Origin of the sequence: Streptomyces sp. NPDC059567 (assembly GCF_042735655.1) — a bacterium.
In the GTDB taxonomy this organism is placed as follows: domain Bacteria; phylum Actinomycetota; class Actinomycetes; order Streptomycetales; family Streptomycetaceae; genus Streptomyces.
Window position 1 is genome coordinate 16,582 of record NZ_JBHWBS010000072.1, and the last position, 23,153, is coordinate 39,734.

The following is a 23,153-nucleotide window of genomic DNA, read 5'->3' on the forward strand; positions in this document are numbered from 1 at the left end:
CCCCCCCCCCGCGCCCCCCCCCCCGGGCGCGCGGCCCGCCCCCACCGGGCGCCCCAATAGTCCGGGGGCCCCCCCGCCCCCCCGGCGGGGGGCCGGCCTCAATCTGGCCGGGCCCGCAGGCAGCGGGGGGTCGGCCCCGCGGGTGGCGGCGGGGCCCGACCACGGCCGCCGCGGCGAGGGCGCTGGCGAGGAAGGCGGTGGCGACGACCCAGGGCCGGTCGACGACGTGACCGGTGGCGTGGTCGAGGGAGTAGCGGCCTGCTCCGGCGATGCCGATGGCGGCCGCGGTGAAGCCGAGGAAGGCCGGGTACTCGAAGCCGCCGGACTGGGCGAAGAAGCCCGCGGGGAGATGGACGGCGACCGCGCCCGCCATGGCTCCGGCCGCGGCGGCGCCGGCCGCCGGAGTGGCCAGGCCCAGGGCCAGCAGCGCGCCGCCGCCGGCCTCGCCGAGGCCCGCGGCGATCGCGCTCTCGCGGGGCGGCGAGAAGCCCATGGCCTCCATGCCCCGTGCGGTGCCCTCGATGCCACCGCCGCCGAACCAGCCGAAGAGCTTCTGGGTGCCGTGTGCGGCGAGGACGGCGCCGGTGCCCACCCGGAGTACGAGAAGCCCGAGGTCGCGTCGGTTCAGGGTGGTCATCAGGGTCTCCCGGGGCAAGCGGTAGTGCGGTCACCTTCCACTGTCGCCGCCGCGCGCGCCGGGCCCTCAGCGTTGTTGCGCCACTCGGGTGATGTCCCGCCCGGCCGGGGCCCACGGCGCATGCGCTACATTTTGCCGGTCCTTGACCGCGATCATTCACGATCCCTTCCTTCTCGGAGCCGGCAACCCATGAGCGACATCGTCAACGGCCTCGGCCGGGCCACCGCCTACGGCGCACTCGGCGTGGTGCTGCTGATCCTCGGCATCGTCCTGGTGGACCTGCTGACGCCGGGGAAGCTCGGCCGGCAGATCTGGGAGGAGCGGAACCGCAACGCCGCGACGCTGCTCAGCTCCGCCCTGCTCGGCATAGGCGGGATCGTCTTCACCTCGATCTGGACGACCTACGACGACTTCGGCAAGGGCCTCGCCTCCACTGCCGCGTTCGGTCTGCTGGGCCTCGTGATGATGGCCGTGGCCTTCCTGGTCGTGGACCTGGTCACGCCGGGGAAGCTGGGCGCCACGCTCGTCGACCCGCAGCCGCACCCGGCGGTCTGGGTGACGGCCTCCTGCAACATCGCCGTCTCCGCGATCGTCTCCGCGTCCATCGCCTGAACCTTCAACGCCCCATCGGCTCGACCTCCAGGAACCGCCTGCGGCGTGGCCCCCGGTACAACAGCGCCTCCCAGCCGAGTCGTTCCAGGACGGGCACGCAGGCGGTGAGCGCGGCCTCCTCCTCCTGCGCGGCCCCGCCGCCGGGCGGGCCCACCCACTCGACGACCGCGGTACCGGGCCGTTCGCCGGCGGTGACCCGATAGCCGGTCGCCACCCGGGCACCCGCGTCGTCCACGGCCGAGGCCGCCGTCCTCGCCGCCTCCAGAGCGAGGGCCACGGCCCGGACGGGCTGTCTCAGCTCCCACTCCGCGGGCACTCCCAGCGGGTCACCACCCTGCCGGTTGGTCATCCGCCTGATCTGGAGCAGCCCGTCGAAGGCCGCCCGCACCTCCCGCGACCGCTGCTCCCCTTCTCCCTCCGCCAGGGGCGGCCCGTCCCCCGTGGCCGCCTCGAACGTCCCCCGGTTCGTCGTCATGCCCCCACGGTAGGACCCGCCACTGACAACCGACCGGGTGCGCCGTCCAGGTGTCAGCGCTGGCTGCGGCCGCTCGTCACCGCGTAGTACTGCAGGTCCTGCCTGTCGATCGGGCGGCGTACCGGGTAGCGGGTCGTGACGGTCGTCGTGGTCTTTCCGGCACGCACGGCGGTCGCGGAGCTGTGGCCGGTACGCAGCGGCAGGAGGCGGGCATGGACACCGGAGGACGCCTGGTAGGCGCCCTCGGTGGTACCGGTCGTCGTGCGTACCCGCGCGGGTGCCGTGAGGAAGGAGAGGACTTCCACGGTGTCCCGGGGCGTCGCCGTGCCCTTGCGGGGCTCTATCAGCCGGGGCTGGCGTGCGTGGGGCGGGGCGGCGTCGACGAACTGGACGCGTGAGGTCAGATAGAGGGTGTCACGGACGATCCGCGGCCAGGCGCCGGTCTTGAAGCGGGTCAGGTAGTAGGACGTGAGGTCCAGGTAGGCGTAGCCGTTGTGCAGCGAGGGCGCGAAGTGGGTGCCCTCGGAGTAGTCGTTCCAGGTGGTGAGCTGGACCCAGTCGGCTCCCGAGTCGATGGCGGAACCCCAACTCGCCCGCAGCGTCTCGGTGTTGCCGGCCTCGTCGTACACGCCCTGGTTGGGGCGGGCGTCCTGCACGGAGACGGGCTGCATCCAGATCTTGCCGAGCCGGTGGGCGCGGGCCGCGGCGGCGCCCGCTCCGCCCTGCCGGTTGGCGCTGCGCGCACCCCACTCGGAGAAGCCGTGGCTGATGGCCGCGTACCGCTCGCGCTCCGGGGTGAAGTCCAGGAAGAGGGGGACGAGCGCGGTGCGGATGCCGTGCCGGTTCTCCAGCTCACGCATCATCGACCGCCACCAGCCGGGGTCCTTCTCCTCGGCCTTGAAGGGGGAGACGACGAGCCGTCCGTCGGGCAGGCGGTGGGCCGACGGGTGACGGGCCAGCCGGGCGAGCATGTCGGCGAGGGAGGCCGGGGTGGTGCTCAGCGAGGTCATGTCGGGCATGAGCTGGATCCGGAAGCCGGGGTCCTCCTCGCGGGCGGCCCTCAGCAGCAGTTCGGCACGGTCCCGGTTGCGTCCGCTCTCGGAGAGCAGGTCGAGGGTGAAGCCGTCGAGCCCGGCGTCGCGTGCGGTACGGATCTCCTGGCGCAGATGGGCCAGTTCCCAGTTCCCGGTCTCGGGCGCGGCGGGCAGCGGACGGTCGCGCAGCAGCCCTCCGTACGCCCGGTGCTTGCCCTTCTCACCATGGGGGGTCAGGTAGTTACGGCTGTAGTAGTCGCGCTCCGCGGGCTCGTTGTCCAGGGAGAGCGGGTACGGCGTGAAGTAGTGCGCGAAGACGAGCTTGCCCGAACGGCGCAGTTCACGGGGCGCGGGCAGGTCGAAGGGGAGGGCGGTGCTGTACGCCGCCGGGGGCGCCGAGGCCGGTTCGGCGGGGGCGTCGTCGCGGAGCGCGCCGGCCGTTCCGATGCCGGCCCAGGCGCCGAGGAGCAGCACGCCCAGGGCGAGTCCCGGGAGCAGCCGGCGGCGGCCCGGTGCCCGATGGGTCCGGGCTGGGGGCTTGTCCGCCATGGGCGTCCTTACGGTCGGTCGGAGCTGCCGCGGGGCCCGCGCGCTGGCTGTAGTACAACCGATCGCGGGCGGTGGAACAACCACCGTCGGGTGCGTGCCGAACGGGCCGCGGTGGGCCGCCGGTACCGCTTCCGACGCGGCCGGTGGAATGACCGGCGGCTCAGGACGTCAGCGGTTCGTTCCGCATCGCGGGCCATGGCTCCTCGAATTGTTCGTGGTCGAGGAGGGCGACGGGCGGACCGTCGAGCGGGCGGGGACGTCGCCCGGACTGCCGGCCCGGACGCATTTCACGCCCTCGCGGGGGCTTCCTGGCGGTGTGCTTTCGGACACAACCGGGGCCTCCTCCCCCACCGTTGTCTCGTCCACCTTCCGCGACCTCCGACACGTCCCCACCCGTTCGCCCCATGGCCTCACGTGCGTCAACTCCCGTCGCACGGACGTATCATGCGAGCGGCCGTGTCCACGCCGGCCTCGATGTCACGAGATGAATGAGCCGTCACCTTCTGAGGTCGTTCGTGTGAACTGCAGCGGACGTGCGGGTCTTTGTCGTACTGTTCCGGGCGTTGCGACACATGTTCATCGATCAGGGGGTCGACGAACGGGCTGACGCACGTCGACACGTGCCTGGGGGGTACATGTGGCATGCCCGCACAACTGAGACCAACTCCGCCGGAACCGCGGCCGGTTCCGTGGCGACACCGCCGCACCCGCGCGCCAAGGCGCGCTGGTACCCGGCCGTCGCGCTGACGGTCGACATCCTCGGCGTGGGGCTGCCCACGGCGCTGATCATGGGTGTCGAGCGCCAGCCGTACGCCTACGTCGGTGCCCTGGTCGCCGCCCTGTGCTGGGTCGGTGTCCGGGCGCTCCGAAGACGGTACGCGCGGCGGGAACTCGGCGAGTCTCGGGGCAGCCTGCCCGTTCTGCACGACTGGCTGATCCTGCTCGGGGTACTCGCCGTGCTGCGCGCCGCCGCCGATCTGCACCACCCGGCGCTGCTCTGTCTGTCGGCGCTGGTCCCGGCACCCGTACTCACTCTGACCTGCTCGAAATTGACGTGGCGTCATCTCGTCGCGGCCCGCCGCGAGGCGCAGGTGGTCACCCGGGTGCTCGTCCTCGGTGAGCCCACGGCCGCCGGAGATGTCGCGGAGCACCTCGCCGGACGCACCGAGCACCCGTACGTGGTGGTCGGCGTGGTCGCGATCGGGGAGGGCCCGGTCCGCACCGGCGCTCCGGTGGCGACCCGGCTCGGCGTGCTGATGCCGGAGGCCGCCGACGGGGACACCACCCACGTCGTGGCCGCCGCCCGTGAGCTGGAGGCCGATGTCGTCCTCGTCGCGGCCGGCCCCCTGATGGCGGGCGAACGGCTGCGGCGGCTCTCCTGGGGTCTGCACGACGCCGGTACCGAACTCGCCCTGGCCCCGGGCCTGGTGGAGTTCGCCGTGAAGCGGCTGGAGACCACGTCGGCGGCCGGTATGGCGCTGCTCCGGGTCGCACCGCCGGTGCGCAGCGGTGTGCAGCAGGTCCTGAAGTCCGTCATGGACCGCGCCGGAGCGGCCTTCGGGCTGCTCGCGCTGTCGCCGCTCCTCCTCGGGATCGGCGCCGCGGTGAAGCTCACCTCGGCCGGGCCGGTGTTCTACAAGCAGGAGCGGGTCGGCCAGGGGCGGACCCCGTTCGTGATGTGGAAGTTCCGCACGATGTTCCTCGACGCCGACGCCCGCAAGGCGGAGCTGTCGCAGGCCAACGAGCACGACGGGCTGATGTTCAAGATGCGCCGCGACCCCCGGGTGACCCGGGTGGGGAGGCTGCTGCGTCGCACCTCGCTGGACGAACTGCCGCAGCTGATCAATGTGTTGCTCGGTTCGATGTCGCTGGTCGGACCGCGACCGCCGCTGCCGGACGAGGTGGCGCGGTACGGGGACGTGGAGCTGCGGCGGCTCGCCGTGCGTCCCGGGATGACCGGGCTGTGGCAGATCAGCGGTCGCTCGGACCTGTCGTGGGACGAGACGGTGGAGCTCGATCTCCACTATGTGGACAACTGGTCCTTCACCAGCGATGTCGATGTCATGGCCCGTACGTTCCGCGCCGTCGTCGACGGTCGCGGAGCGTACTGACGGGCCGGCCGCATGACGTCAGTTCTGTTCCCGCCACCAGGCATAGGTGGCGGCGATGCCGTCGGGCAGCGCGACGGCCGGCTTCCAGCCGAGTCCGGTCAGCCGGGACACGTCGAGGAGCTTGCGCGGCGTGCCGTCGGGCTTGCTCGTGTCCCACGCGATCCGGCCCTGATATCCCGTCACCTCGGCGACGGTCTCGGCGAGTTCGCGGATGCTGAGGTCCTCGCCGCAGCCGATGTTGACCGGCTCGTCGCCGTCGTAGCCGCGCAGCAGTACGGCGCAGGCGGCGGCGAGGTCGTCGACGTGCAGGAACTCCCGGCGCGGGGTCCCGGAGCCCCAGAGCACGATCTCCTCGCGGCCCTCCTCACGGGCCTCGTGGAAGCGGCGGATCAGCGCCGGCAGGACGTGCGAGGTCTCCAGGTCGAAGTTGTCGCCGGGCCCGTAGAGGTTCGTGGGCATCGCGGAGACGTAGGCCGCTCCGTACTGCTTCCGGTACGACTGGACCTGCACGATGCCGGCGATCTTGGCCAGCGCGTAGGCCTCGTTGGTGGGCTCGAGCGGGCCGGTGAGGAGCGCGTCCTCGGGGATCGGCTGGGGCGCGAGCCTCGGGTAGATGCAGGACGAGCCGAGGAAGAGCAGGCGCTCGACCCCGGCGGCGTGCGCACCGGCGACGACCGCGAGCTGGATCTGGAGGTTCTCCTCCAGGAACTGCACGGGGTAGGTGCTGTTCGCCATGATGCCGCCCACCTTCGCGGCGGCGAGCACGACGGCGTCGGGGCGGGTCTCGGCGAGGAACGCCGCGGTCCGGGCCGCGTCGCGCAGATCGAGCTCGGCGCGGGTCCGGGTGATCACTTCGTGCCCGTCCGCGGTCAGCCTGCGGGCGATCGCGGAGCCGACGAGGCCGCGGTGGCCCGCGACGAATATCCGGGCCCGCTCGGGCAGATACGACGGGGCTTCCGTCGGGGCGGTCGTCGATTCAGTCATGGCCCGGATCATGCCAGGCCGACAGGGACCGCAGTACAGCAGATCCGGATTCAAGGCTCGGATCACATCATATCCGCAAGTTACGGACCGGCTGGGGGCCGGTCCGTTCGGGAGGGGCACCACGCATGAGCAAGACCGCACTCATCACCGGAGTCACCGGGCAGGACGGCTCGTACCTGGCCGAACTGCTGCTGTCCAAGGGCTACACGGTGCACGGCCTCGTCCGTCGCTCGTCCAGCTTCAACACCGAGCGCATCGACCACGTGTACCAGGATCCCCAGCAGGCGAACCGCTCGTTCGTGCTGCACCACGCCGATCTCTCGGACGGGGTGGCACTGGTGAACCTGCTCCGTGACATCCGTCCCGACGAGGTCTACAACCTCGGCGCGCAGTCCCATGTGCGGGTCTCCTTCGACGCGCCGCTGTACACGGGCGACGTGACGGGTCTGGGCGCCCTGCGGCTCCTGGAGGCGATCCGGGCCAGCGGGGTCGACACCCGGATCTACCAGGCGTCCTCCTCCGAGATGTTCGGCGCCACTCCGCCGCCGCAGAACGAACAGACGCCCTTCCACCCGCGCAGCCCGTACGGTGCCGCCAAGGTCTTCGCGTACTGGACCACGGTCAACTACCGCGAGGCGTACGACATGTTCGCCGTGAACGGGATCCTGTTCAACCACGAGTCGCCGCGCCGGGGCGAGACCTTCGTGACCCGCAAGGTGACGCGGGCCGTGGCCCGCATCAAGGCCGGCCTGCAGGACCGGCTGTACCTGGGCAACCTCGATGCCGTACGCGACTGGGGGTACGCCCCCGAGTACGTCGACGCGATGTGGCGGATGCTCCAGCGCGACGAGCCGACCGACTACGTGGTGGCGACCGGAGTCCCGGCGACCGTACGGCAGTTCGTGGAGACGGCGTTCTCCCACGTGGGGCTCGACTGGGCGGAGCACGTCCGCTACGACCCCAAGTACGAGCGCCCGAGCGAGGTCGACGCCCTGATCGGCGACGCGAGCAAGGCGCGGGAGCTGCTTGGCTGGAAGCCCGCGGTTCAGGTGGAGGAGCTGGCTCGCATCATGGTCGATGCCGATGTCCGTCTCGTCGAGGACCAGCTGGCCGGCGCGACGGTCCGCATCGACCGCTGACCTGCGTCTTCCTACGGTACGGCCGCTCCGGGGCGACAGCCGGGGCGGCCGTTTCCCGCGATGCGCGAGCATACGCAAGGTAGCGGATTGGCCAAATCGGCTTTTCCGGTTGTCACTTCGCCGTACAGTTCGCATTCATCACATGGCAGTTGCACCACTTCTCGCCACATTGACTGGGCTATCACGCCTGGGGGGAACATGCGTAGATCCTGGGGGCTTACCGCTGCCCTCGTCCTGACCGTCGCGGCCGGAGCCGGAGGCTCCCTGGCCCCGACGGCCGCGGCCCTGACGCCGCCGGTGGCCTTCACCGCGGACGATCTGCCGACCTGGCAGACCAACGGCATCGTCTGGGCACTCGCCGAGGCGAACGACACCGTCTTCGTGGGCGGCACCTTCTCCGAGGTGCGCCCGCCCGAAGGCGGAACCGGCACTCCGAAGGGGGCCGTCAACTTCGCGGCGCTGGACGCGGCGACGGGCGCGCCCACCGACTGCACTCTCTCATTCACCGTCGGCAGCGGCACGGCGACCGTGCGGGCCCTCGTGGTCTCGCCGGACAAGAAGACGCTGTACGCGGGTGGATACTTCGGTGCCGTCAACGGCACCCCGGTCTCCAGCCTCGCCGCGATCGACATCGCCACCTGCACGCCGAAGGCGGCCTTCACCCCGAGCTTCCCCGCCACCGTGCGGGCTCTCGCGGTCACCGACACCACCGTCTACGCGGCCGGCGACTTCGGCACCGTGGAGGGGCAGACCCGGCAGCGGTTCGCCGCCGTCACCACTGCCGGCGCGCTGCTGCCGTTCACCGCGAACGCCGACGAGCCGGGCCGGGCCATCGAGGTCACCCCGGACGGGCAGCACGTACTGCTCGGCGGCGACTTCTTCACCGTCAACGGGGCCAACTCGCACGCGCTCGCCGTGGTGAACTCCACGACCGGCGCCGTGACGAAGGCGTACCCCAACGGCTGGATCCCGCAGAACTCCGTCGTCAAGGACATCGAGACGGACGCGACGGGCTTCTACACCGGCAACGAGGGCACGGGCGGCGGCGTCTTCGACGGCCGCATCGCCCTGAACCTCTCCGACTTCGAGCAGCGCTGGCGCGACACCTGCCTCGGCGCCACCCAGGCGGTCCGCTCCTACCAGGGCGTGCTCTACAGCGCCTCGCACGCCCACGACTGCTCCAGCGTCGGGGAGTTCCCCGACGGGCGCCGCTACCACCTGCTCGCCCAGCCGACGACGTCGACCGGCAAGCTCGGCTGGTTCCCGGACACCAACGACGGCCTCGGCGAGGGCATCGGACCGCGCGCCTTCACCATCTCCGGCACCGGGGCCACCAAGTACCTCTGGGTGGGTGGAGAGTTCACCACCACCAACGGAGCCCCGGCGCAGGGTCTCACCCGCTTCGCCTCCGGCCCCGACACCGGCGCACCGACCGTGCCGACGGTGAGCGCCGCGGCGGTGACCCCGACCGCGGTGCAGGTCCGCTGGCGCTCCAGCCTCGACCTGGACGACTCGACACTGACGTACAAGGTCTACCGCAACGGCGCCGCGACCCCGATCGCGACCGTCCAGGGCGACTCGCTGCACTGGTCGCGTCCTCAGGTCTCGTTCAAGGACACCACCGTGACCCCGGGCCAGACCTACACCTACCGGGTGACGGCAGGTGACGCGGACGGCAACACCAGCGCCCTGTCCGCGACGTCGACGGTGACGGTCCCGACCTCGCCGGAGCCGTACGCCTCCCAGGTGATCGCCGACGGCGCCGGGCTCTACTGGCGCTTCGACGAGTCCACCACGCCGTACGCCGCCGACTCCTCCAACGGGAACAACAGCGGCCTGTACGTCAACGCGCCCGTCCTGCGCCAGACCCCGGCCGCCGTCAGCGGCGCGTCCACCGCGGTCGCCCTCAACGGCACGGACGAGCAGATCCACAGCGACCGGCGTCAGGACGTGACCGGCGCGTTCACCGTCGAGACGTGGTTCAAGACGACCACGAACCGTGGTGGCAAGCTGATCGGCTTCGGTAACAACACGACGCGGAACAGCGGTAGCTACGACAAGCACCTCTACATGACGAACACCGGCAACGTGGTGTTCGGCGTCTACACCGGCACGGCCCGGACCCTGACGTCACTGGGCTCGTACAACAACGGCGCCTGGCACCACGCGGTCGGCACCCAGGGGCCGGACGGCATGAAGCTGTACGTCGACGGCAAGCTGCTGGCGTCCAACAACGTCACCACCAACCAGCAGTACCCGGGCTACTGGCACGTCGGCGCGGACAACCTCTCCGGCTGGCCGCTGCGTCCGACGAGCACCTTCTTCGCCGGCCAGCTCGACGAGGCGGCGGTCTATCCGACGGCGCTCACCGCGACGCAGGTCGCCAAGCACCACAGCCTGGCCTCCGCGCCGGCCGACACGGTCACCTCGGTCACCGCGTCGGAGGACACCTACGCCAACGCCGGGGCCCCCGGCACCAATTACGGCACGTCCAGCTCGCTGGCCGTGCGCGGAACGGCAGCGTACGAGTCGTACCTGCGGTTCACGCTGCCGGCCGCCCCGGCGGGCACCGTCCTCAAGAGCGCCCGGCTCGCGGTGAAGACCACCACGATGGCGGGCGCGGGTTCGGCGGACAGCCAGTCCGTCGTGCCGGTCACGGGTGCCTGGACCGAGGCCGCCCTGACGTACACCAACCGCCCGGCGCTCGCCGGCACTCCGATCGGGACGCTCAGCGGGGCCACGGACGGCTCGGCCGTCTACTCGGCCGCGCTGGACACCTCGGCGATCTCGGCGGCGCTCGGCGGCTCGTACAGCGTCGCGCTGACCAGCACCGGGACCGACCCGCTGTGGCTCTGGTCGTCCGAAGCGGCGGCCGCGGAGGGCACTCCGCAGCTGGTGCTGACCTTCGGCGCCCCGTAGCCGGTGCGCTGAACCGTCCATCCCAGGATGCGGGGCCCGGTCCGCCGGGCCCCGCATCCGACGTACCACGGGAGTTCCCCATGCGTCGCCCTCTTCACCGGCGCCCGGCCGCGGCGGCGGCCCTGCTGACCGCTCTGCTCACCCTCTCCGCCTGTTCCTCGGGCGGTGACGGCTCCGACGGCGCGCCGAAGGCCGCCACGCGCTCGGCGACCGTGCCCGACCGGCAGGCCGAGGCCGAGCCGACCGGCCCCACCCCTTCCGCGACCAGGGGACCGGTCGTTCCCGATGCCGAACTCAAGCCCGTCACCGGCTCGTTCACCGCGGAGCAGAAGGAGTATCTGAGCGGGCGGGTGCCCGAGAACACGGATCCGGCCGCCGTGCTCCAGACCGGCCAGGAGTCCTGCCAGCGTCTGGAGCGCACCGCCAAGCGCGACAAGGACGCGGCGGTGGGCGCCCTCGTCGCCGGGGACATCCCGGACGCCGAGGCCGCCGTGAACCATCTGTGCCCGGCGCAGAAGCCGCTGCTCGCGACGGCGAGGACCGGGTTCCCCGACGGCACGGCCACGCGGCCGAAGGCCGGCACGTACCGCGCGCTGACCAGTGACCCGTCGTGCACCTGGCGGGCCCTGGGCAAGGACGGGAAGGTGCTCGCCTCGGGTCCGGCGCTCGGCGCGAAGGGCCCGGTGAAGGCCGCCGTCCCCGCGGGGACGGCGGAGTTCGTCTCCTCTTCCTGCTACGCCTGGCTGCCCGCCTGATCCACCCGGACGGACTCGTACACCCCGAGCAGGGTGTCGAGGACGGCCTCCATCGAGAACGCCTCCGTGGCCAGCTTCCGGGCCGCCACGGAGGCGCTGTCGTTCGCATGCCGGTCCAGCAGCGCGGTGACGGCGGGGGCGATGCCCGCGGCGTCCGTCACCACGCGTCCCGCGCCGGCCTCCTCGATGTCGCGGGCGAGGCCGTTGGAGTCCGTGACGACGGCCGGGGTGCCGACCGACAGCGCTTCCAGGACGGACATCGGGAACGGCTCGTCGACCGACGGCAGCACGTAGACGTGCGCCTTGCGCAGCTCCTCCAGCATCCGCTCGGCCGGCAGCGGTCCCGGAAGGTCCACCCGGTCACCGACGCCCAGCTCGGCGACGAGCGCGTCCACGGCCGCCCGCTCGCCCTCGTCCGGCCCCGCGAGGACGAACGTGGCGTCGGGGTGGTGGCGCAGGATCTCGGGAACGGCCGCGACGAAGTCCGTGGGGCGCTTGCGGGACTGCAGGCGGGCCGCGTACAGGATGCGGGGCGGGCCGGCGGGGGCCGGGCGCGGCTCCTGGGCGGGTACGCCGTTGACGAGTCGTACGGCCCGGTCGAGCGGTCCGCCGACGACGGCGTCCAGGTCCTTGCGCTCGCGGCCCGTCAGGTGGAGGACGGCGGAGGCGCCGCGCAGCACGCGCCGGACCGCGACCGCGTCCAGGATCCTGGCCAGGATCTTCTCGCTGGGGTCGACCATGCCGTGCGTCTGGAGCACGAGCGGCCGGCCGGCCCGCAGCGCGGCCAGCGCGACGGGCAGGGTCACCAGGTCGCGGGCGAGGTGGACGTGGACCACGTCCGCGTCCCTGACGAGCGCGCCCGCCCCGGCGAGCAGCGCGGGCGAGGTGATGCCGCTGAAGCCGAGCGGGAGGATCGAGCGGGCCCGGTAGAGCCGGGCGGGCACGCCGTCGACCTCGGTCGGAAGCCGCTCGCCGAAGCCGTGGCCGAGGGCCACCAGCCGTGGCTGGTGCCCGCGTCGGGCCAGCCCGTGGCAGAGGTTGACCGCCACTCTGACCGGTCCGCCGAAGGCGTGGGTGGGGCTGTGCAGGGTGACCGCGTGCAGGACGCGCAGGCCGCTCACGCGGGCACCGGGACCGGACGGCGGCCGTCGGCCGTGTGCAGCGTGAGCTCGGGCAGGTCCTTGTGCAGGGTCGTGCCGGCGGCGACGACCGCGTGACGGCCGACGGTGACCCCGGCGAGGACGGTGGCGCGGGCCGCGACCCAGGCGCCGTCCTCGACGGTGATCGGGGCGTTGCGGTAGCGGAAGTCGGCGGCCCGGTGGTCGTGGCTGCCGGTGCACAGCAGCGCCTCCTGGGAGACGCAGACGTGCGCGCCGAGGGTGACGGGCTCCAGGTTGAGCAGCCAGGCGCCCTCGCCGATCCAGGTGTGGTCGCCGACGGTGAGCTTCCACGGCCACAGGATCCTGACCCGGTGCCGTATGAGCACGCCGTCGCCTATGGTCGCGCCGAAGGCGCGCAGCAGCGCCACCCGCAGCCTGGCCGGGCAGAACCAGGCCATGAAGACCGTGTTCATCACCGCGAACCAGAGGGCCTGCACGAGCTTGCCGCGGCCCTTGTCGTATCCGGCCAGCGTGAAGGCCGGGAGATTCCGCATGAGTCCACCCCCAACAGCGCCTCCCCAGGCGCCGAGACCTTCAGACTAACGGTTGACGGGAGGTGACAGGGGGGCGTCGGTAGACTGCCGCGAAGTGACGTTCCGGGGTGGCGCATTGATGTGCCGGGGGCGGGAAGTCCGGGGATTCCAGGGGGCGGTATGACGACCGATGTACGCGGTACGGCGGCGGAGCCGCGCTCTGGGCCGACGGCTCCCGCACCCCTGCTCCTCGCCCCTCCGGTCTCCCCGCGCACGCTGCTCTCGCGGGCCCTGTCGATCCCGCTGGTGCTGGGCTTCGCGGTGTTCCTGCCGCTGCTGGTGGCGATCCAGCCGGGCGCGGGGGTGCACGACGCCGCGTACTACCTCCAGATCGCGCTGACCATGTACGCGGGGGCACGGCTCTCGGCCATGATCCTCACGCGTCGACGCAAGCTGCTCCAGGGCTCGTTCTGGCTCTTCGTCTACATGGCGATGGGCGTGGCGCCGCTCGCGCAGGCCGTGCTCGGCCGGGTTCCGACGCCGGTGGTGGGCCCGCGCTCCGATCTGACGACGGCGGTGGCGCTGGTCCTGGTCGGCTGCGCCGCGTTCGACCTGGGGTCACTGCTGGCCCGCGGCCGTCCGGGGGGCTCCGGTCGGGGCGAGGAGCGTCCGGCGCTGGTGCACCGACGGCGGCTGTACCTGCTGGTGCTGCTGGCCTTCCTGTGCAGCGGGCTCTTCGTCGTCAAGCTCGGCGGGCCCGCGGTGTTCTTCTCCAGCCGTCAGGAGATCATCGCCGGGATCGAGGAGGCGGGCGTCTCCCAGGCCGACTCGCAGGCCGGGCAGGCGTTCCTGCGCGGCTTCGGCACGGTCCCCGCGCTCTTCGCGCTGCTGGTGTACTGCCGTTGGCTGGTCACCTCGCGACGGGCCCGGCGCCGCCCCATGGTGATCGCCGTCTTCCTCGCGCTGGTGCTGCTCAACTGCGTGGTGAACAACCCGATCTCGAATCCCCGGTACTGGTTCCTCACGGTGATGTTCTCGCTGCTGTTCACCGTCTTCCCGGTGAGCGCCGCGATGTACCGGTCGGCGCTGAGTCTCGGGGTGGTGATGGCTCTGATCGTCTTCCCGTTCTCGGACCGCTTCCGGTACGACGAGAAGAACTACCGCCCCGTGGAGACGACGTCGGTCCTGGAGCCGCTGGCGCTCAAGGACTACGACCAGGTCGGCATGTTCGCCAACACGATCACGCTGGTGAACTCGGGCAGCCGGCACCGCTACGGCCGCCAGCTGGCCGGGTCGGTGCTCTTCGCCGTACCCCGATCGGTGTGGCCGGGCAAGCCGCGCGACACGGGCGTGATGGTCGGCCAGTGGATGGGGACGGTGAACACCAATCTCTCCTCCCCCGTCTGGGCCGAGCTCTGGATCGACTTCGGGGCCGTGGGCATGGGCGCCGGGATGATGGGGATGGGGTACGCCGCCGCGCGCGTGGACGGGCGGTTCGCCCGGCGGGGCACCCGCAGGGCGCCACCGGGCAGTCTGATCTCCCTGGTGGTGCCGCTCGTGGCGGGGTACTCCTTCATCCTGCTGCGCGGCCCGCTGCTCCAGGCGTCGGGCCGGGTGGCGATCGCGCTGATCTGCATCGCCCTGGTGACCACCTGGCGTCAGGACAAGGGCGCCGCGCTGCGCTGAGTGTCCCGCTCTTCCGGGACGGGCCCGGGGCGGGTGCGTGCCACCCGGGTCCAGGCGGCGAGTGCCTTCAGCGCGGAGCCGGCTGCCAGGCCCCAGGCGGCGCCGATCGCGCCGGCGACGACGTACCCGCCGAGCATCAGGGCGACCGAGAGCAGCGAAAAGACGACCTGGACGGAGAGCGTGGCGCGCGGGCTGAGGACCCGCAGCGTCACCAGGGCGCAGGTGCCGGCCGCCATCACGGCGTACTGACTGCCGGTGGCGGGCAGGAGCTCCGCGGCGGACTGCCAGGTGTCGCCCAGGAGCCCCCGGCCCACGCGCTCCGGGAGCGCGTACAGGGCTGCGGCCCAGCCGAGCGCCACGAGCGCGAGGACGGCGGCGAGTCCGACGGCGGCACGCACGGTGGCGCGGCGGGAGCCCGCTCTGCCGAGCAGGGGCGGGCCGAAGGCGTTGACCGAGGTGAAGAGCGTGTTGAGCGGACCGAAGAGGGTCGAGGCGCCGCGCAGCGCGCCGACGGCGAGGGGGCTCGCGAGGAGTCCGAGGCCGAGGACGGCGAGCTGGCTGGAGCCGTTGCCGACGGCGAACTCGACGACGAAGCGCCGGCCGAGGTGGTCCTTGCGCAGGAAGCGTCGCGGATCGCCGGGCCGGTTCCGCACGAAGGGGCGCAGGAGGGCGAGTCCGAGAAGTGCGGCGGGCAGCGCCGACAGGCCCCAGACGAGGACCAGGCGGGCCGGTGAGGAGCCGTGCGGCTGGAGGAGGAGCGCGGGTACGGCGCAGGCGAGCCGGAGGACGTCGGCGGCGAGCGCGCGGTGCGGCTGCCGCAGGGCGGAGAAGGCGTACCGCAGCCCGTCCTGCACGAGGACGACCGGCAGGACGGCGCCCAGGGCGAGCAGCGCGGGTCCGGTGGCGCCGCCGATGACGGCGCCGGCGGCGAGCAGCGGGAGCGCGGCGGCCGTGGAGGCGGCGGCGGTGAAGGTGACGGCGGACCGGGCGGCGGCGCCGACCTCGTGCTCCTCGCCCTTCTCCAGGACGACGCTCTGTCCGACGTACGCCGCGCCCAGGCCGAGGAGCACGGTGAAGGCGATGTAGACCATCGAGAAGGCGGCGAAGCCGTCCGCGGTGGACTGCCGCGCCGCGATCACGAGGACGGCGATGTTGGTGAGGCTGGACGCCGCCTGGTCCAGGACCGAGGCGGCGACGGTGACGGCTCGTCTCAACGGTCGCCCGCGCGGATGTCACCGGTCCGGAGGTCCTCGGCGCGCAGCTGGCGCAGGGTGACGGTGTCGGAGCCGTCGCCCGGGATCACCTGCTCGGACTCGTCGGTGAACTCCTCCTCGCCGCCGGAGGGCACGGACACGGGCGCCGGCTGCCGGCTCCGCCCGCCGCCTGCGCCTCGCCGTCCGCCCGCCTGCTTGGCGGCGCGGCGCTGCCCGCCCGGGGTGTGGACGACGGCGCCGAGGACCGTGCCGCCGGCGCCCGCGATGAGTTCGCGGATGCGCTGGAGGTCCGTACGGTGGACGCCGCGCGGGTCGCAGACGATGAGGACGCCGTCGACACGGTCGACGAGGGCGAGCGCGTCCGCGTAGTTGAGGACGGGCGGCGCGAGGACGACGACGGTCGCGTTCGGCGAGTCGGCCTCGGCGATCAGCCGGGTGACCGTGGGGGCGGTGAGGGCCCGGGCCACGTTCCGTACCCGCTCCCCCGGCACCAGCCCGAACGAGCCGGACTCGCCGGCGTCGACGGAGAGTTGGCGCCTCCCCGGCCAGCCGTTCTCCTCGCTCTCCACCGGATGGCTCCACCGGGGCGCGGCCGCCGCGTGGGCGCGCAGGCGTCCGGCGAGCGTGGGCGTGCGCAGGTCGGCCTCGATGAGGAGGACGTCCTTGCCGGTCTCGGCGAAGGAGGCGGCGAGGTGCGAGGCGACCGCCACGGCGGCGTCGTTGGAGCCGCGCGGGGCGACGACGAGGAGCCGCCGGCGGTCGGCGAAACGATGGTCGTAGGCGAGCCGGAAGGCGACGGAGCGGTACTCCTCGGCGACCCGGGCGTCCGTGTGGTCGTCGGCGAGCAGGACGTCGGTGGCCCCGCGCGGCAGGGTTCCGAGGACGGGGGCGCGCACCGCGCGGGCGACATCGCCGGCGGAGCGGGGCGCGGGGTCGAAGACGAGCCGGACCCAGGCGGCGAGCAGGCCGAGCGCCACGCCGACGAGGGCGCCGAGGCCGAGGCTCATGGTGAGCCCGGGCCCGTCGGAGAAGCCGGGGGGCGTGGCGGTACGGATCACGGTGCCGGCCGACATGTCGAGGGACTTGAGCTGGCTGATCCGGCCGTCGAGCTCGTTGATCCGGTTGAGCAGGTTGGTCTTGACCGCGTACTCGTTGTCCCGGGCCGCCCCGTCGGACATCCGGTCGACTTCCTTGGTCTTCTGGTCGTGCTTCTTGGCGACCTCGTCGAGCTGCTTCTGCTGGCCCGCCAGCATGGTGGCCCGCAGGTCCGTCCACTGCTTCTTGCGCAGGTCGAGGTAGGCCTGGGTGACCGCGTTGGCCCGGTCGGCGGCGGCCTGGGGCGAGTCGGCGGTGTAGGTGAACTGCAGGACCTGGCTCTGCGGCGGATTGGTGACCTGGAGGTCCTTCTGCAGCTTCCCGAGGGTGCCGGTCCAGCCGAGCTTCTTGGCGGCCTGCTCGGCGACGCTGCTGCTGAGCGCGGTCTGCCGCTCGGACCCCATGTTGAGCGTCTTGTCCTGCGAGACGCTGGGGTTGAACGGGTCGTTGACGGGGGCGCGCAGGACGACCTGGCTGGTGGCGACGTAGGTGTCGGCGTTGGACAGGCCGAACCAGACGCCGCCGAGGAGGCCGATCCCGATGCCGGCGCCGATGATCGCGCGGTAGCGCAGGAGTTGGCGGAACTGATCGCGCAGCAGCTCCGGTTCGTCGTCCTCCACCGCGGTGACGTGCGTGTGTGTCACGTGCTCGGACCCCCCAGAGCCTCGTCGATCAGTGCGTCGATCCGGGCCAGTCCGGCCGCCCGGGTCAGATGGGCCTCGACATGACGGGGCCCCTGGGCGCCGAGCGCCTCGGCGGCCGACGGATCGTCGCCGAGTCTACGGACCTCGGCGAGGAGCGCGTCGGGGTCCTCGGGCGCCACGAGCACGCCGGCGCCGGAGCGCAGCACTTCGAGGGCGGTGCCGCCCTCGGCGGCCACGGAGGCGACGACGGGGCGTCCGGCCGCGAAGTACGAGGTCAGCTTGGACGGGACGCTCATGTCGAGGACCGACGCCCGCTGGGTGACGCTGAGGACGTCCGCCGCCGCGAGGGTGTCGGGGAACTCGTCGTCGCCGACGGGCTCCATGAAGTCCAGGTTGGGTACGCCGGCGCCCAACTCCTCGAGGTGGGCGCGCTGGTTGCCGTCACCGAGCAGGACGATGCGGATCTTCGGGTCGCGCCGGGCCGCCTCGACGAGCACCTCGAGTCCCTGCTTGAGGCCCATGTTCCCGGAGTGCAGGACGACGGTCTCGCCCTCGGCCCAGCCGAGCCGCCGCCGGGTCTCGGCGCGGGGCGCCGAAGGGCTCGGCACGTGGGACCAGTTGGGGACGAGCCGGATGCGTCCGCGGTCGACGCCCATGGCGGCGACCTTGTCCACGAAGGTCTCGTGGATGACGCCGACGAGCGCGGCCCTGCGCAGGGCGTACGTCTCGGCCCGGGCCGCGAGCGCGGCGGCCCGGTCACCGCCTCGGATGCCGCTCTGCGCGGCGGCCGCACCCATCAGATCCTGGACGACGGGGACGTAGGGGATCCGCCAACGGGCCGCGAGGCGGGCGCCGATGATGCCGCCGGCGAGGCTGGGCATCTGGGCGAGAACCGCGTCGGGCCGGGCCATGGAGGGAGGCGCGAGGAGCCCGTGGGCCAGCACGCTCGCCTCGAACGCGGCGCGCTTCAGGGCGGTTTGGCGGGGCGGGACGGTGTGGCGCCTGCGGTGCACGACGACTCCGGCGCGCTGCTCGGTGCGGCGCCAGGCGCCCGCGTAGGCCGGGTCGAGGGACCAGGAGGGGTAGTGCGGCATTCCCGCGAGGACGTGGGTCTCGTGGCCCAGCGCCGCCCAGTGTTCGGCTATCTGGGTGGCGTAGGGGCCTATTCCGGCGTGCTCCGGCGCGTAGTTGGTGGACACCATCAGCAGCCGCCGCCGTATGACCGGCGTACCGCCACCCTTGCTCCCCGCTGCCACTTCCCCCACGCGAACGTCCCTCTCCCCCGTACGTGAACCGGCCCTCACCCTAGTCGTTCACCCACTCTCAACGGAACGTGCACGCTATCGTCGGAACTCCTTCGCGCTGGGGAGCGCGAACGCACCTGGGGGGTTTCATACATGACCGATGGACGGCCGTACCGGGTCGGCTACGCGCCGGGCGCCTACGACCTCTTTCACATAGGCCATCTCAACATCCTTCGGCACGCCCGTAGTCAGTGCGACTATCTGGTGGCCGGCGTTGTCTCGGACGAGATGGCCGAGCTCGCCAAGGGGCGGCGCCCGATGATCCCGCTGGTCGAGCGGCTCGAGATCGTGCGCAATGTGAAGTACGTCGACGCGGCCTTCGTGGAGACCGTGCCGGACAAGCTGGAGACGTGGAAACAGGTCCGGTTCGACGTGCTGTTCAAGGGCGACGACTGGCGCGGCACGCCCAAGGGGGACCGTCTGGAACGGGACTTCGCCGGGGTGGGCGTGGAGATCGTCTACTTCCCGTACACGATGCACACCTCCAGCACCCAGCTCCGCCGTGCGCTCGACCTCCTGACGCAGGAGGCCGAGCCGGGCACGGGAGTGGGCGGGGTCAACGAGGGGCTGCGCTGAGCTCGCGGAACCACTTGGCGAGGAAGGCGAGGAGGAACACCGCGCTCGCGACGGCGAGCGCGGTGTAGCTCCAGCGGAAGGCGGAGCCGCCGCCGAGCAGCAGGAAGACCAGGCAGAAGACCCCGTGGTCGACGGGGAGCAGCGCCACGGCCCGCAGGGTGGAGGGCTGGGGCGCGGGCGTGCCGGGGGCCGGGCGCGGCTTGAGCTTCTCGGTCAGGAGTCCGCCGAAGAAGGTGACGACGGCGGCGAGTTGGAATCCGAGCGGGACGAGGAGCCAGCCGTCGGTGGTCGTGCCGAAGTGCTCGGGGTACCGGTAGAAGGCGATGAGCACGGCCAGGTGCAGGGCGGTGATCTTCGCGCAGTCCACGACGTGGTCGAGCCACTCCCCCGCTGGGCTGCCGCCGCCGCGCAGGCGGGCGAGCTGCCCGTCGGCGGAGTCGAAGGCGAAGCCGACGGCGAGACCGAGCCAGATCAGCAGACCGAGTGCCCAGGACGGCGTGGCGAGGGCCACCCCGGCGACGGCGGCGGAACTGAACCCCGCGCTGATCAAAGTGACTTGATTGGGTGTCAGTCCGGCGGCATACGAACCGGCCGCGAGGTAGCGACCCACGGGTCGGTTGACGAACCGCGAGTAGAGCGAGACCCCCTTCGCGGACTTCTGCGCGGATCTCAGCTCGGTCAGCGCGGTCCCGATCGTTCCCACGAACCCCCCCGGGTCGTTTCTGCGTACGGTCGAAAGCCGTACATCCGTACGTGATGATGGCGCACATCATCGCAGGACCCGGGAGGGGCGGGGGCCGAGGTGGCTCGAACCCGTCAGGCCTCCACGGCCTCGGCGTGGCGGTTCTCCTTGAGGGTGATCCGGCCCTTGCGGATGGTCGCCAGGCGTGGGGCGCGGCGGGCGATCGCGCTGTCGTGCGTCACCATCACGAACGTCAACCCGTGCTCCTTCCAGAGGCCTTCGAGCAGTTCCACGATCTCGTCGCGCATCGACTCGTCGAGGTTTCCGGTCGGCTCGTCGGCCAGGAGCACCTTGGGCCGCTTCACCAGGGCCCGGGCGATCGCGACGCGCTGCTGCTGACCTCCGGAGAGCTCGGACGGAAGGTGCTTCAGGCGCTCGCCGAGTCCGACGGAATCCAGCGCCTCGGCGGCCATGGCGCGCCGCTGGGACGCCTTCAGGCCCATCGGGACGAGCGCGGTCTCCACGTTCTCCTGGGCGGTGAGCGTGGGGATGAGGTTGAAGGACTGGAAGACGAAGCCGATGTTCTGACTGCGTACGCGCGTCAGCCGGCTCTCCGGCAGCTTCGCCAGGTCCACTCCGTCGAGCATCACGCTGCCCGCCGTGGGCCGGTCCAGGCCGCCCAGCATCTGGAGCAGCGTGGACTTGCCGCCGCCGGTCGGGCCCTGGATGACGAGCCGGTCGCCCTCGCTGATGGTGAGGTCGATCCCGGCGAGCGCGTCGACCTTCTCCTGGCCTCTGCGGTACTGCTTGGTGACGCCTGTGAGTTCGTACATGGTGCAACTCCTGCGATACGTGAAGGGGGTTCGGGCTTCCGGCTACTCGACGCGGCGCAGGGCGTCCGCCGGCCGCAGTCGCGAGGCACGCCAGGCGCCGAAGCCGCCGGCGACGAGCCCGCCGCCGAGGGCGAGGACCACGGCGAGACCGACGGTGGTGACGCTGACGGGAGCGGTGAGGGCGATGTCGAGGGTGTTGCCGGCGGCGCCTTCGCGGGCGGCGGTCATGCCGGGGCCGCCCATCATGCGACCGCCGCCGGGGCCGCCGCTGTTCAGTGCGCCGGCGCCGAGTTCGGCGGTGAGGGTGGGGCTGATGGCGGTCACGAGGTAGGCGCCGCCGAGGCCCACGGCGATGCCGAGCGCGCCGCCGATGAGGCCGTTGACGAGCGCCTCGCCCATGACCTGACGGGTGACCCGGCCGCTCTTCCAGCCCAGGGCCTTGAGCGTGCCGAACTCGCGCACGCGGCGGCTGACCGCGGAGGAGGTGAGCAGGCCGGCCACGAGGACGGCGGCGACGAGGACGGCGTACGAGAGCCACTTGCCCACGTTGGTGGCGAGGTTGGCGGCGGTGTCGAGGGAGCCGGAGACGGTCTCGGCGAGATCGGCGGAGGTGGTGACCGTGGTGCCGGAGACGTTCTTCTGGATGGCGGACTTGACGGCGTCGATCTTCGTCGAGTCGGTCGCCTTCACATAGACGGTGGTGATCTTGTCCTTGGAGTCCGACAGGGTCTGCGCCTGCTTCAACGGCAGATAGACCTGGGCGGCGGACTGTCCGCTGTCGGCGGTGGCGATGCCGACGATCTCGAACTTCACCGCCTTGACCGTGAGGGTCTCGCCGACGTCGAGGCCCTCCTGCTTGGCGTAGGCGCTGTCGATGACGACGACCTTGGCCTCGGTCTCGGAGGTCTTGAAGGTACGGCCCTTGGAGATCGTGGAGGTGGTGAGGGGGCCGAGCTCGGGGGCGGTGACGTCGGTGCCGTAGAGGGTGAAGGAGTTGACGTCGAAGGCGGCGCCACCGCCCTCGACGGTGCCGCCACCGCTGCCGCTGCCGCCGCCCGGGCCGCCGGGCTGGGCCTGCCGGGTGTCCTGCCTGACCTCGCCGCGCCTGAACTGGCCGTCGATCTTGAGGTTGGTGAGGCTGAGACCGCCGACGGCGTCGGCGACGCCGTTCTGCTTCGCGACGGTGGCGACGGTGGAGGCGGGCAGGGTCTGGAACCCCTGGACCATCAACCGGTCGCTGCTCTGCTCCTCGCCGTCCTCCCCGGCGTCGAACTCGAACCGCGGCCGCTGCGCCTGCCCGCCCGCCGCGGGCTCCTCACGGGCCTTGGTGACGGTCAGGTCGGTGCCGAGTCCGTAGAGGGACTCGAGGACCTGGGTCTGTGCCTGCTTCATCCCGGAGGCCACGGAGTTGACGACGATGACGAGCGCGATCCCGAGCGCGAGCCCGGAGGCGACGACGAGCGCCGCCTTTCTGCGACGGCGCAGCTCGCGCCGGAGGTAGGTGAAGAACATGGGCGCGAAGCTAGGTGCGCGTGGTGATGGCTGGATAAGGCCTGCGTGAGAGGGGGATGAGAGTCGGGGTGCCGCATGCGGCTCTTCGCGCGCGGGGCGCGGGCGGGGATCATTGGACGTCTACCCGGGGTGCCTTGCCTGGCCGCTACGTCGGAGAGCGGACGGCCGAGTGGACGGCCACCAAGCTCCGCTGGGGCCTCAGCGCCGACCAGGCCGGGGCCGACGCGCTGAAGGTGCACGCCGAGACCTGCGAGACCACCGTCGTCCACTACACCCCAGCCCTGGAGTCCTCAGCGTGGACGGGCACCTGGCCCACCAACGTGGTCACCGGCTTCGTCGCGGAAGCCGCGGCGGCAGGCCACCCATGTTCGACCGCCAGGCATACAAACAGCGGAACACGGTCGAACGCTGCATCAACCGCTTGAAACAGTGGCGAGGGATCGCGACCCGCCTGACTTCCGGAGCCATGTACGGACAGCGGGAGTGTCAGGCCGATCGTCGTGCTGATGCGGCCGCGGCTGGCGCCGGCGCCCAGAGCGTTCATTCCCATCCATTGCAATGATCAAGATGATGGCCGTTGCGTTAAGCTCCAAGCAGTTGCAACACTTTCCCGCTCTCCACCTGCGAAGATGCCAGATCTGTGCAACAGGGTTGTTGTCAGAAGATGGAAAGCAACGTAGCTTTTCCGTCATCGGAAACAACGGCTCAAGGAGAGCATGATGCAGAACTTCGACACCCCCGCCCCGGTCACCACCGTCC

Annotated in this window: 19 protein-coding genes and 1 pseudogene; 8 read left to right on the forward strand and 12 right to left on the reverse strand. The window is 72.0% G+C overall.

Annotation, left to right across the window (positions count from 1 at the left end):
* Positions 1 to 124: 124 nt before the first annotated feature.
* Positions 125 to 637, reverse strand: a pseudogene (locus tag ACFVZW_RS26455) (DoxX family membrane protein); the annotation flags it as partial.
* Positions 638 to 826: 189 nt separating this feature from the next.
* On the opposite strand from ACFVZW_RS26455, the gene ACFVZW_RS26460 reads away from it, so the two are divergent.
* A complete protein-coding gene (locus ACFVZW_RS26460; protein ID WP_352189376.1) occupies positions 827 to 1,249 on the forward strand; it encodes a DUF350 domain-containing protein in 423 nt (140 codons plus the stop codon).
* 4 nt (positions 1,250 to 1,253) lie between these two features.
* Here the strand turns inward: ACFVZW_RS26460 and ACFVZW_RS26465 are convergent, their stop codons facing one another.
* Both ACFVZW_RS26465 and ACFVZW_RS26470 read right to left on the reverse strand, forming a co-directional pair.
* Positions 1,254 to 1,724 (reverse strand): hypothetical protein, encoded by a 471-nt coding sequence (locus tag ACFVZW_RS26465; protein WP_384525978.1) that lies wholly within the window; start codon positions 1,722 to 1,724, stop codon positions 1,254 to 1,256.
* Between the two features lie 53 nt (positions 1,725 to 1,777).
* Positions 1,778 to 3,307, reverse strand: coding sequence for a glycoside hydrolase family 71 protein (locus ACFVZW_RS26470; RefSeq protein ID WP_384525981.1), 1,530 nt, complete (start codon positions 3,305 to 3,307; stop codon positions 1,778 to 1,780).
* A 635-nt stretch (positions 3,308 to 3,942) separates the two neighbouring features.
* Between ACFVZW_RS26470 and ACFVZW_RS26475 the strand changes: the two genes are divergently transcribed.
* Entirely contained in the window at positions 3,943 to 5,418 is a 1,476-nt protein-coding gene (locus tag ACFVZW_RS26475; RefSeq protein WP_384525984.1) for a sugar transferase, read from the forward strand.
* A gap of 18 nt (positions 5,419 to 5,436) precedes the next feature.
* Here ACFVZW_RS26475 and ACFVZW_RS26480 read toward each other — a convergent pair whose 3' ends face one another.
* Positions 5,437 to 6,402 carry a GDP-L-fucose synthase family protein gene (locus ACFVZW_RS26480; RefSeq protein ID WP_384525987.1) on the reverse strand — a complete coding sequence of 322 codons (966 nt, stop codon included), beginning with the start codon at positions 6,400 to 6,402 and terminating at the stop codon, positions 5,437 to 5,439.
* Between the two features lie 125 nt (positions 6,403 to 6,527).
* On the opposite strand from ACFVZW_RS26480, the gene gmd reads away from it, so the two are divergent.
* From gmd to ACFVZW_RS26495, 3 genes are all read left to right on the forward strand, one after another.
* The gene (gene gmd, locus ACFVZW_RS26485; protein WP_384525989.1) at positions 6,528 to 7,541 is read left to right on the forward strand and encodes a GDP-mannose 4,6-dehydratase; all 1,014 of its coding nucleotides are present in this window, start codon (positions 6,528 to 6,530) and stop codon (positions 7,539 to 7,541) included.
* A gap of 198 nt (positions 7,542 to 7,739) precedes the next feature.
* Entirely contained in the window at positions 7,740 to 10,460 is a 2,721-nt protein-coding gene (locus ACFVZW_RS26490; RefSeq protein WP_384525992.1) for a LamG-like jellyroll fold domain-containing protein, read from the forward strand.
* A gap of 80 nt (positions 10,461 to 10,540) precedes the next feature.
* Complete coding sequence (locus tag ACFVZW_RS26495; RefSeq protein WP_384525995.1) at positions 10,541 to 11,215, forward strand: hypothetical protein; 675 nt, start codon at positions 10,541 to 10,543, stop codon at positions 11,213 to 11,215.
* Here the strand turns inward: ACFVZW_RS26495 and ACFVZW_RS26500 are convergent.
* A complete protein-coding gene (locus ACFVZW_RS26500) occupies positions 11,194 to 12,327 on the reverse strand; it encodes a glycosyltransferase (RefSeq protein WP_384526021.1) in 1,134 nt (377 codons plus the stop codon). The two genes, ACFVZW_RS26495 and ACFVZW_RS26500, sit on opposite strands and share 22 nt — an antisense overlap.
* Before the next feature lie 5 nt (positions 12,328 to 12,332).
* Positions 12,333 to 12,869 (reverse strand): WcaF family extracellular polysaccharide biosynthesis acetyltransferase, encoded by a 537-nt coding sequence (locus tag ACFVZW_RS26505; protein ID WP_361864344.1) that lies wholly within the window; start codon positions 12,867 to 12,869, stop codon positions 12,333 to 12,335.
* 159 nt (positions 12,870 to 13,028) lie between these two features.
* Here ACFVZW_RS26505 and ACFVZW_RS26510 point away from each other — a divergent pair, with 159 nt between their 5' ends.
* Entirely contained in the window at positions 13,029 to 14,534 is a 1,506-nt protein-coding gene (locus ACFVZW_RS26510; RefSeq protein ID WP_384525998.1) for a hypothetical protein, read from the forward strand.
* Here the strand turns inward: ACFVZW_RS26510 and ACFVZW_RS26515 are convergent.
* From ACFVZW_RS26515 to ACFVZW_RS26525, 3 genes are read right to left on the reverse strand one after another with little or no spacing between them, the layout of a single operon-like run.
* Positions 14,507 to 15,748: a hypothetical protein gene (locus ACFVZW_RS26515; protein WP_384526001.1), complete on the reverse strand. Its 1,242-nt coding sequence runs from the start codon at positions 15,746 to 15,748 to the stop codon at positions 14,507 to 14,509. The genes ACFVZW_RS26510 and ACFVZW_RS26515 overlap by 28 nt on opposite strands.
* Positions 15,745 to 17,487 carry a lipopolysaccharide biosynthesis protein gene (locus tag ACFVZW_RS26520; RefSeq protein WP_384526004.1) on the reverse strand — a complete coding sequence of 581 codons (1,743 nt, stop codon included), beginning with the start codon at positions 17,485 to 17,487 and terminating at the stop codon, positions 15,745 to 15,747. The genes ACFVZW_RS26515 and ACFVZW_RS26520 overlap by 4 nt, the downstream gene beginning before the upstream one ends.
* On the reverse strand, positions 17,484 to 18,689 hold the full coding sequence (locus tag ACFVZW_RS26525; protein ID WP_384526024.1) for a glycosyltransferase family 4 protein: 1,206 nt from the start codon (positions 18,687 to 18,689) through the stop codon (positions 17,484 to 17,486). The genes ACFVZW_RS26520 and ACFVZW_RS26525 overlap by 4 nt, the downstream gene beginning before the upstream one ends.
* 195 nt (positions 18,690 to 18,884) lie before the next feature.
* On the opposite strand from ACFVZW_RS26525, the gene ACFVZW_RS26530 reads away from it, so the two are divergent.
* Positions 18,885 to 19,367 (forward strand): adenylyltransferase/cytidyltransferase family protein, encoded by a 483-nt coding sequence (locus ACFVZW_RS26530; protein ID WP_384526007.1) that lies wholly within the window; start codon positions 18,885 to 18,887, stop codon positions 19,365 to 19,367.
* Here ACFVZW_RS26530 and ACFVZW_RS26535 read toward each other — a convergent pair.
* The 3 genes from ACFVZW_RS26535 to ACFVZW_RS26545 all read right to left on the reverse strand — a co-directional run bounded on the left by ACFVZW_RS26535 (position 19,348) and on the right by ACFVZW_RS26545 (position 22,394).
* The gene (locus ACFVZW_RS26535; RefSeq protein WP_384526010.1) at positions 19,348 to 20,070 is read right to left on the reverse strand and encodes a CDP-alcohol phosphatidyltransferase family protein; all 723 of its coding nucleotides are present in this window, start codon (positions 20,068 to 20,070) and stop codon (positions 19,348 to 19,350) included. The genes ACFVZW_RS26530 and ACFVZW_RS26535 overlap by 20 nt on opposite strands.
* Positions 20,071 to 20,183: 113 nt before the next feature.
* The gene (locus tag ACFVZW_RS26540; protein ID WP_384526013.1) at positions 20,184 to 20,882 is read right to left on the reverse strand and encodes an ABC transporter ATP-binding protein; all 699 of its coding nucleotides are present in this window, start codon (positions 20,880 to 20,882) and stop codon (positions 20,184 to 20,186) included.
* A gap of 42 nt (positions 20,883 to 20,924) precedes the next feature.
* A complete protein-coding gene (locus tag ACFVZW_RS26545) occupies positions 20,925 to 22,394 on the reverse strand; it encodes an ABC transporter permease (RefSeq protein WP_384526016.1) in 1,470 nt (489 codons plus the stop codon).
* Between the two features lie 134 nt (positions 22,395 to 22,528).
* On the opposite strand from ACFVZW_RS26545, the gene ACFVZW_RS26550 reads away from it, so the two are divergent.
* Complete coding sequence (locus ACFVZW_RS26550) at positions 22,529 to 22,819, forward strand: hypothetical protein (RefSeq protein ID WP_384526018.1); 291 nt, start codon at positions 22,529 to 22,531, stop codon at positions 22,817 to 22,819.
* Positions 22,820 to 23,153 lie beyond the last annotated feature (334 nt).

What these genes read in the sequence shown, in the direction of transcription:
- ACFVZW_RS26475 (WP_384525984.1), top strand. Translation starts at nt 3,943, where the DNA reads ATGTGGCATGCCCGCACAACTGAGACCAACTCCGCCGGAACCGCGGCC.
- ACFVZW_RS26530 (WP_384526007.1), top strand. Translation starts at nt 18,885, where the DNA reads ATGACCGATGGACGGCCGTACCGGGTCGGCTACGCGCCGGGCGCCTAC.
- ACFVZW_RS26510 (WP_384525998.1), top strand. Translation starts at nt 13,029, where the DNA reads ATGACGACCGATGTACGCGGTACGGCGGCGGAGCCGCGCTCTGGGCCG.
- gmd (WP_384525989.1), top strand. Translation starts at nt 6,528, where the DNA reads ATGAGCAAGACCGCACTCATCACCGGAGTCACCGGGCAGGACGGCTCG.
- ACFVZW_RS26505 (WP_361864344.1), bottom strand. Translation starts at nt 12,869, where the DNA reads ATGCGGAATCTCCCGGCCTTCACGCTGGCCGGATACGACAAGGGCCGC.
- ACFVZW_RS26545 (WP_384526016.1), bottom strand. Translation starts at nt 22,394, where the DNA reads ATGTTCTTCACCTACCTCCGGCGCGAGCTGCGCCGTCGCAGAAAGGCG.
- ACFVZW_RS26495 (WP_384525995.1), top strand. Translation starts at nt 10,541, where the DNA reads ATGCGTCGCCCTCTTCACCGGCGCCCGGCCGCGGCGGCGGCCCTGCTG.
- ACFVZW_RS26480 (WP_384525987.1), bottom strand. Translation starts at nt 6,402, where the DNA reads ATGACTGAATCGACGACCGCCCCGACGGAAGCCCCGTCGTATCTGCCC.
- ACFVZW_RS26490 (WP_384525992.1), top strand. Translation starts at nt 7,740, where the DNA reads ATGCGTAGATCCTGGGGGCTTACCGCTGCCCTCGTCCTGACCGTCGCG.
- ACFVZW_RS26540 (WP_384526013.1), bottom strand. Translation starts at nt 20,882, where the DNA reads ATGTACGAACTCACAGGCGTCACCAAGCAGTACCGCAGAGGCCAGGAG.
- ACFVZW_RS26465 (WP_384525978.1), bottom strand. Translation starts at nt 1,724, where the DNA reads ATGACGACGAACCGGGGGACGTTCGAGGCGGCCACGGGGGACGGGCCG.
- ACFVZW_RS26460 (WP_352189376.1), top strand. Translation starts at nt 827, where the DNA reads ATGAGCGACATCGTCAACGGCCTCGGCCGGGCCACCGCCTACGGCGCA.
- ACFVZW_RS26470 (WP_384525981.1), bottom strand. Translation starts at nt 3,307, where the DNA reads ATGGCGGACAAGCCCCCAGCCCGGACCCATCGGGCACCGGGCCGCCGC.
- ACFVZW_RS26525 (WP_384526024.1), bottom strand. Translation starts at nt 18,689, where the DNA reads ATGGTGTCCACCAACTACGCGCCGGAGCACGCCGGAATAGGCCCCTAC.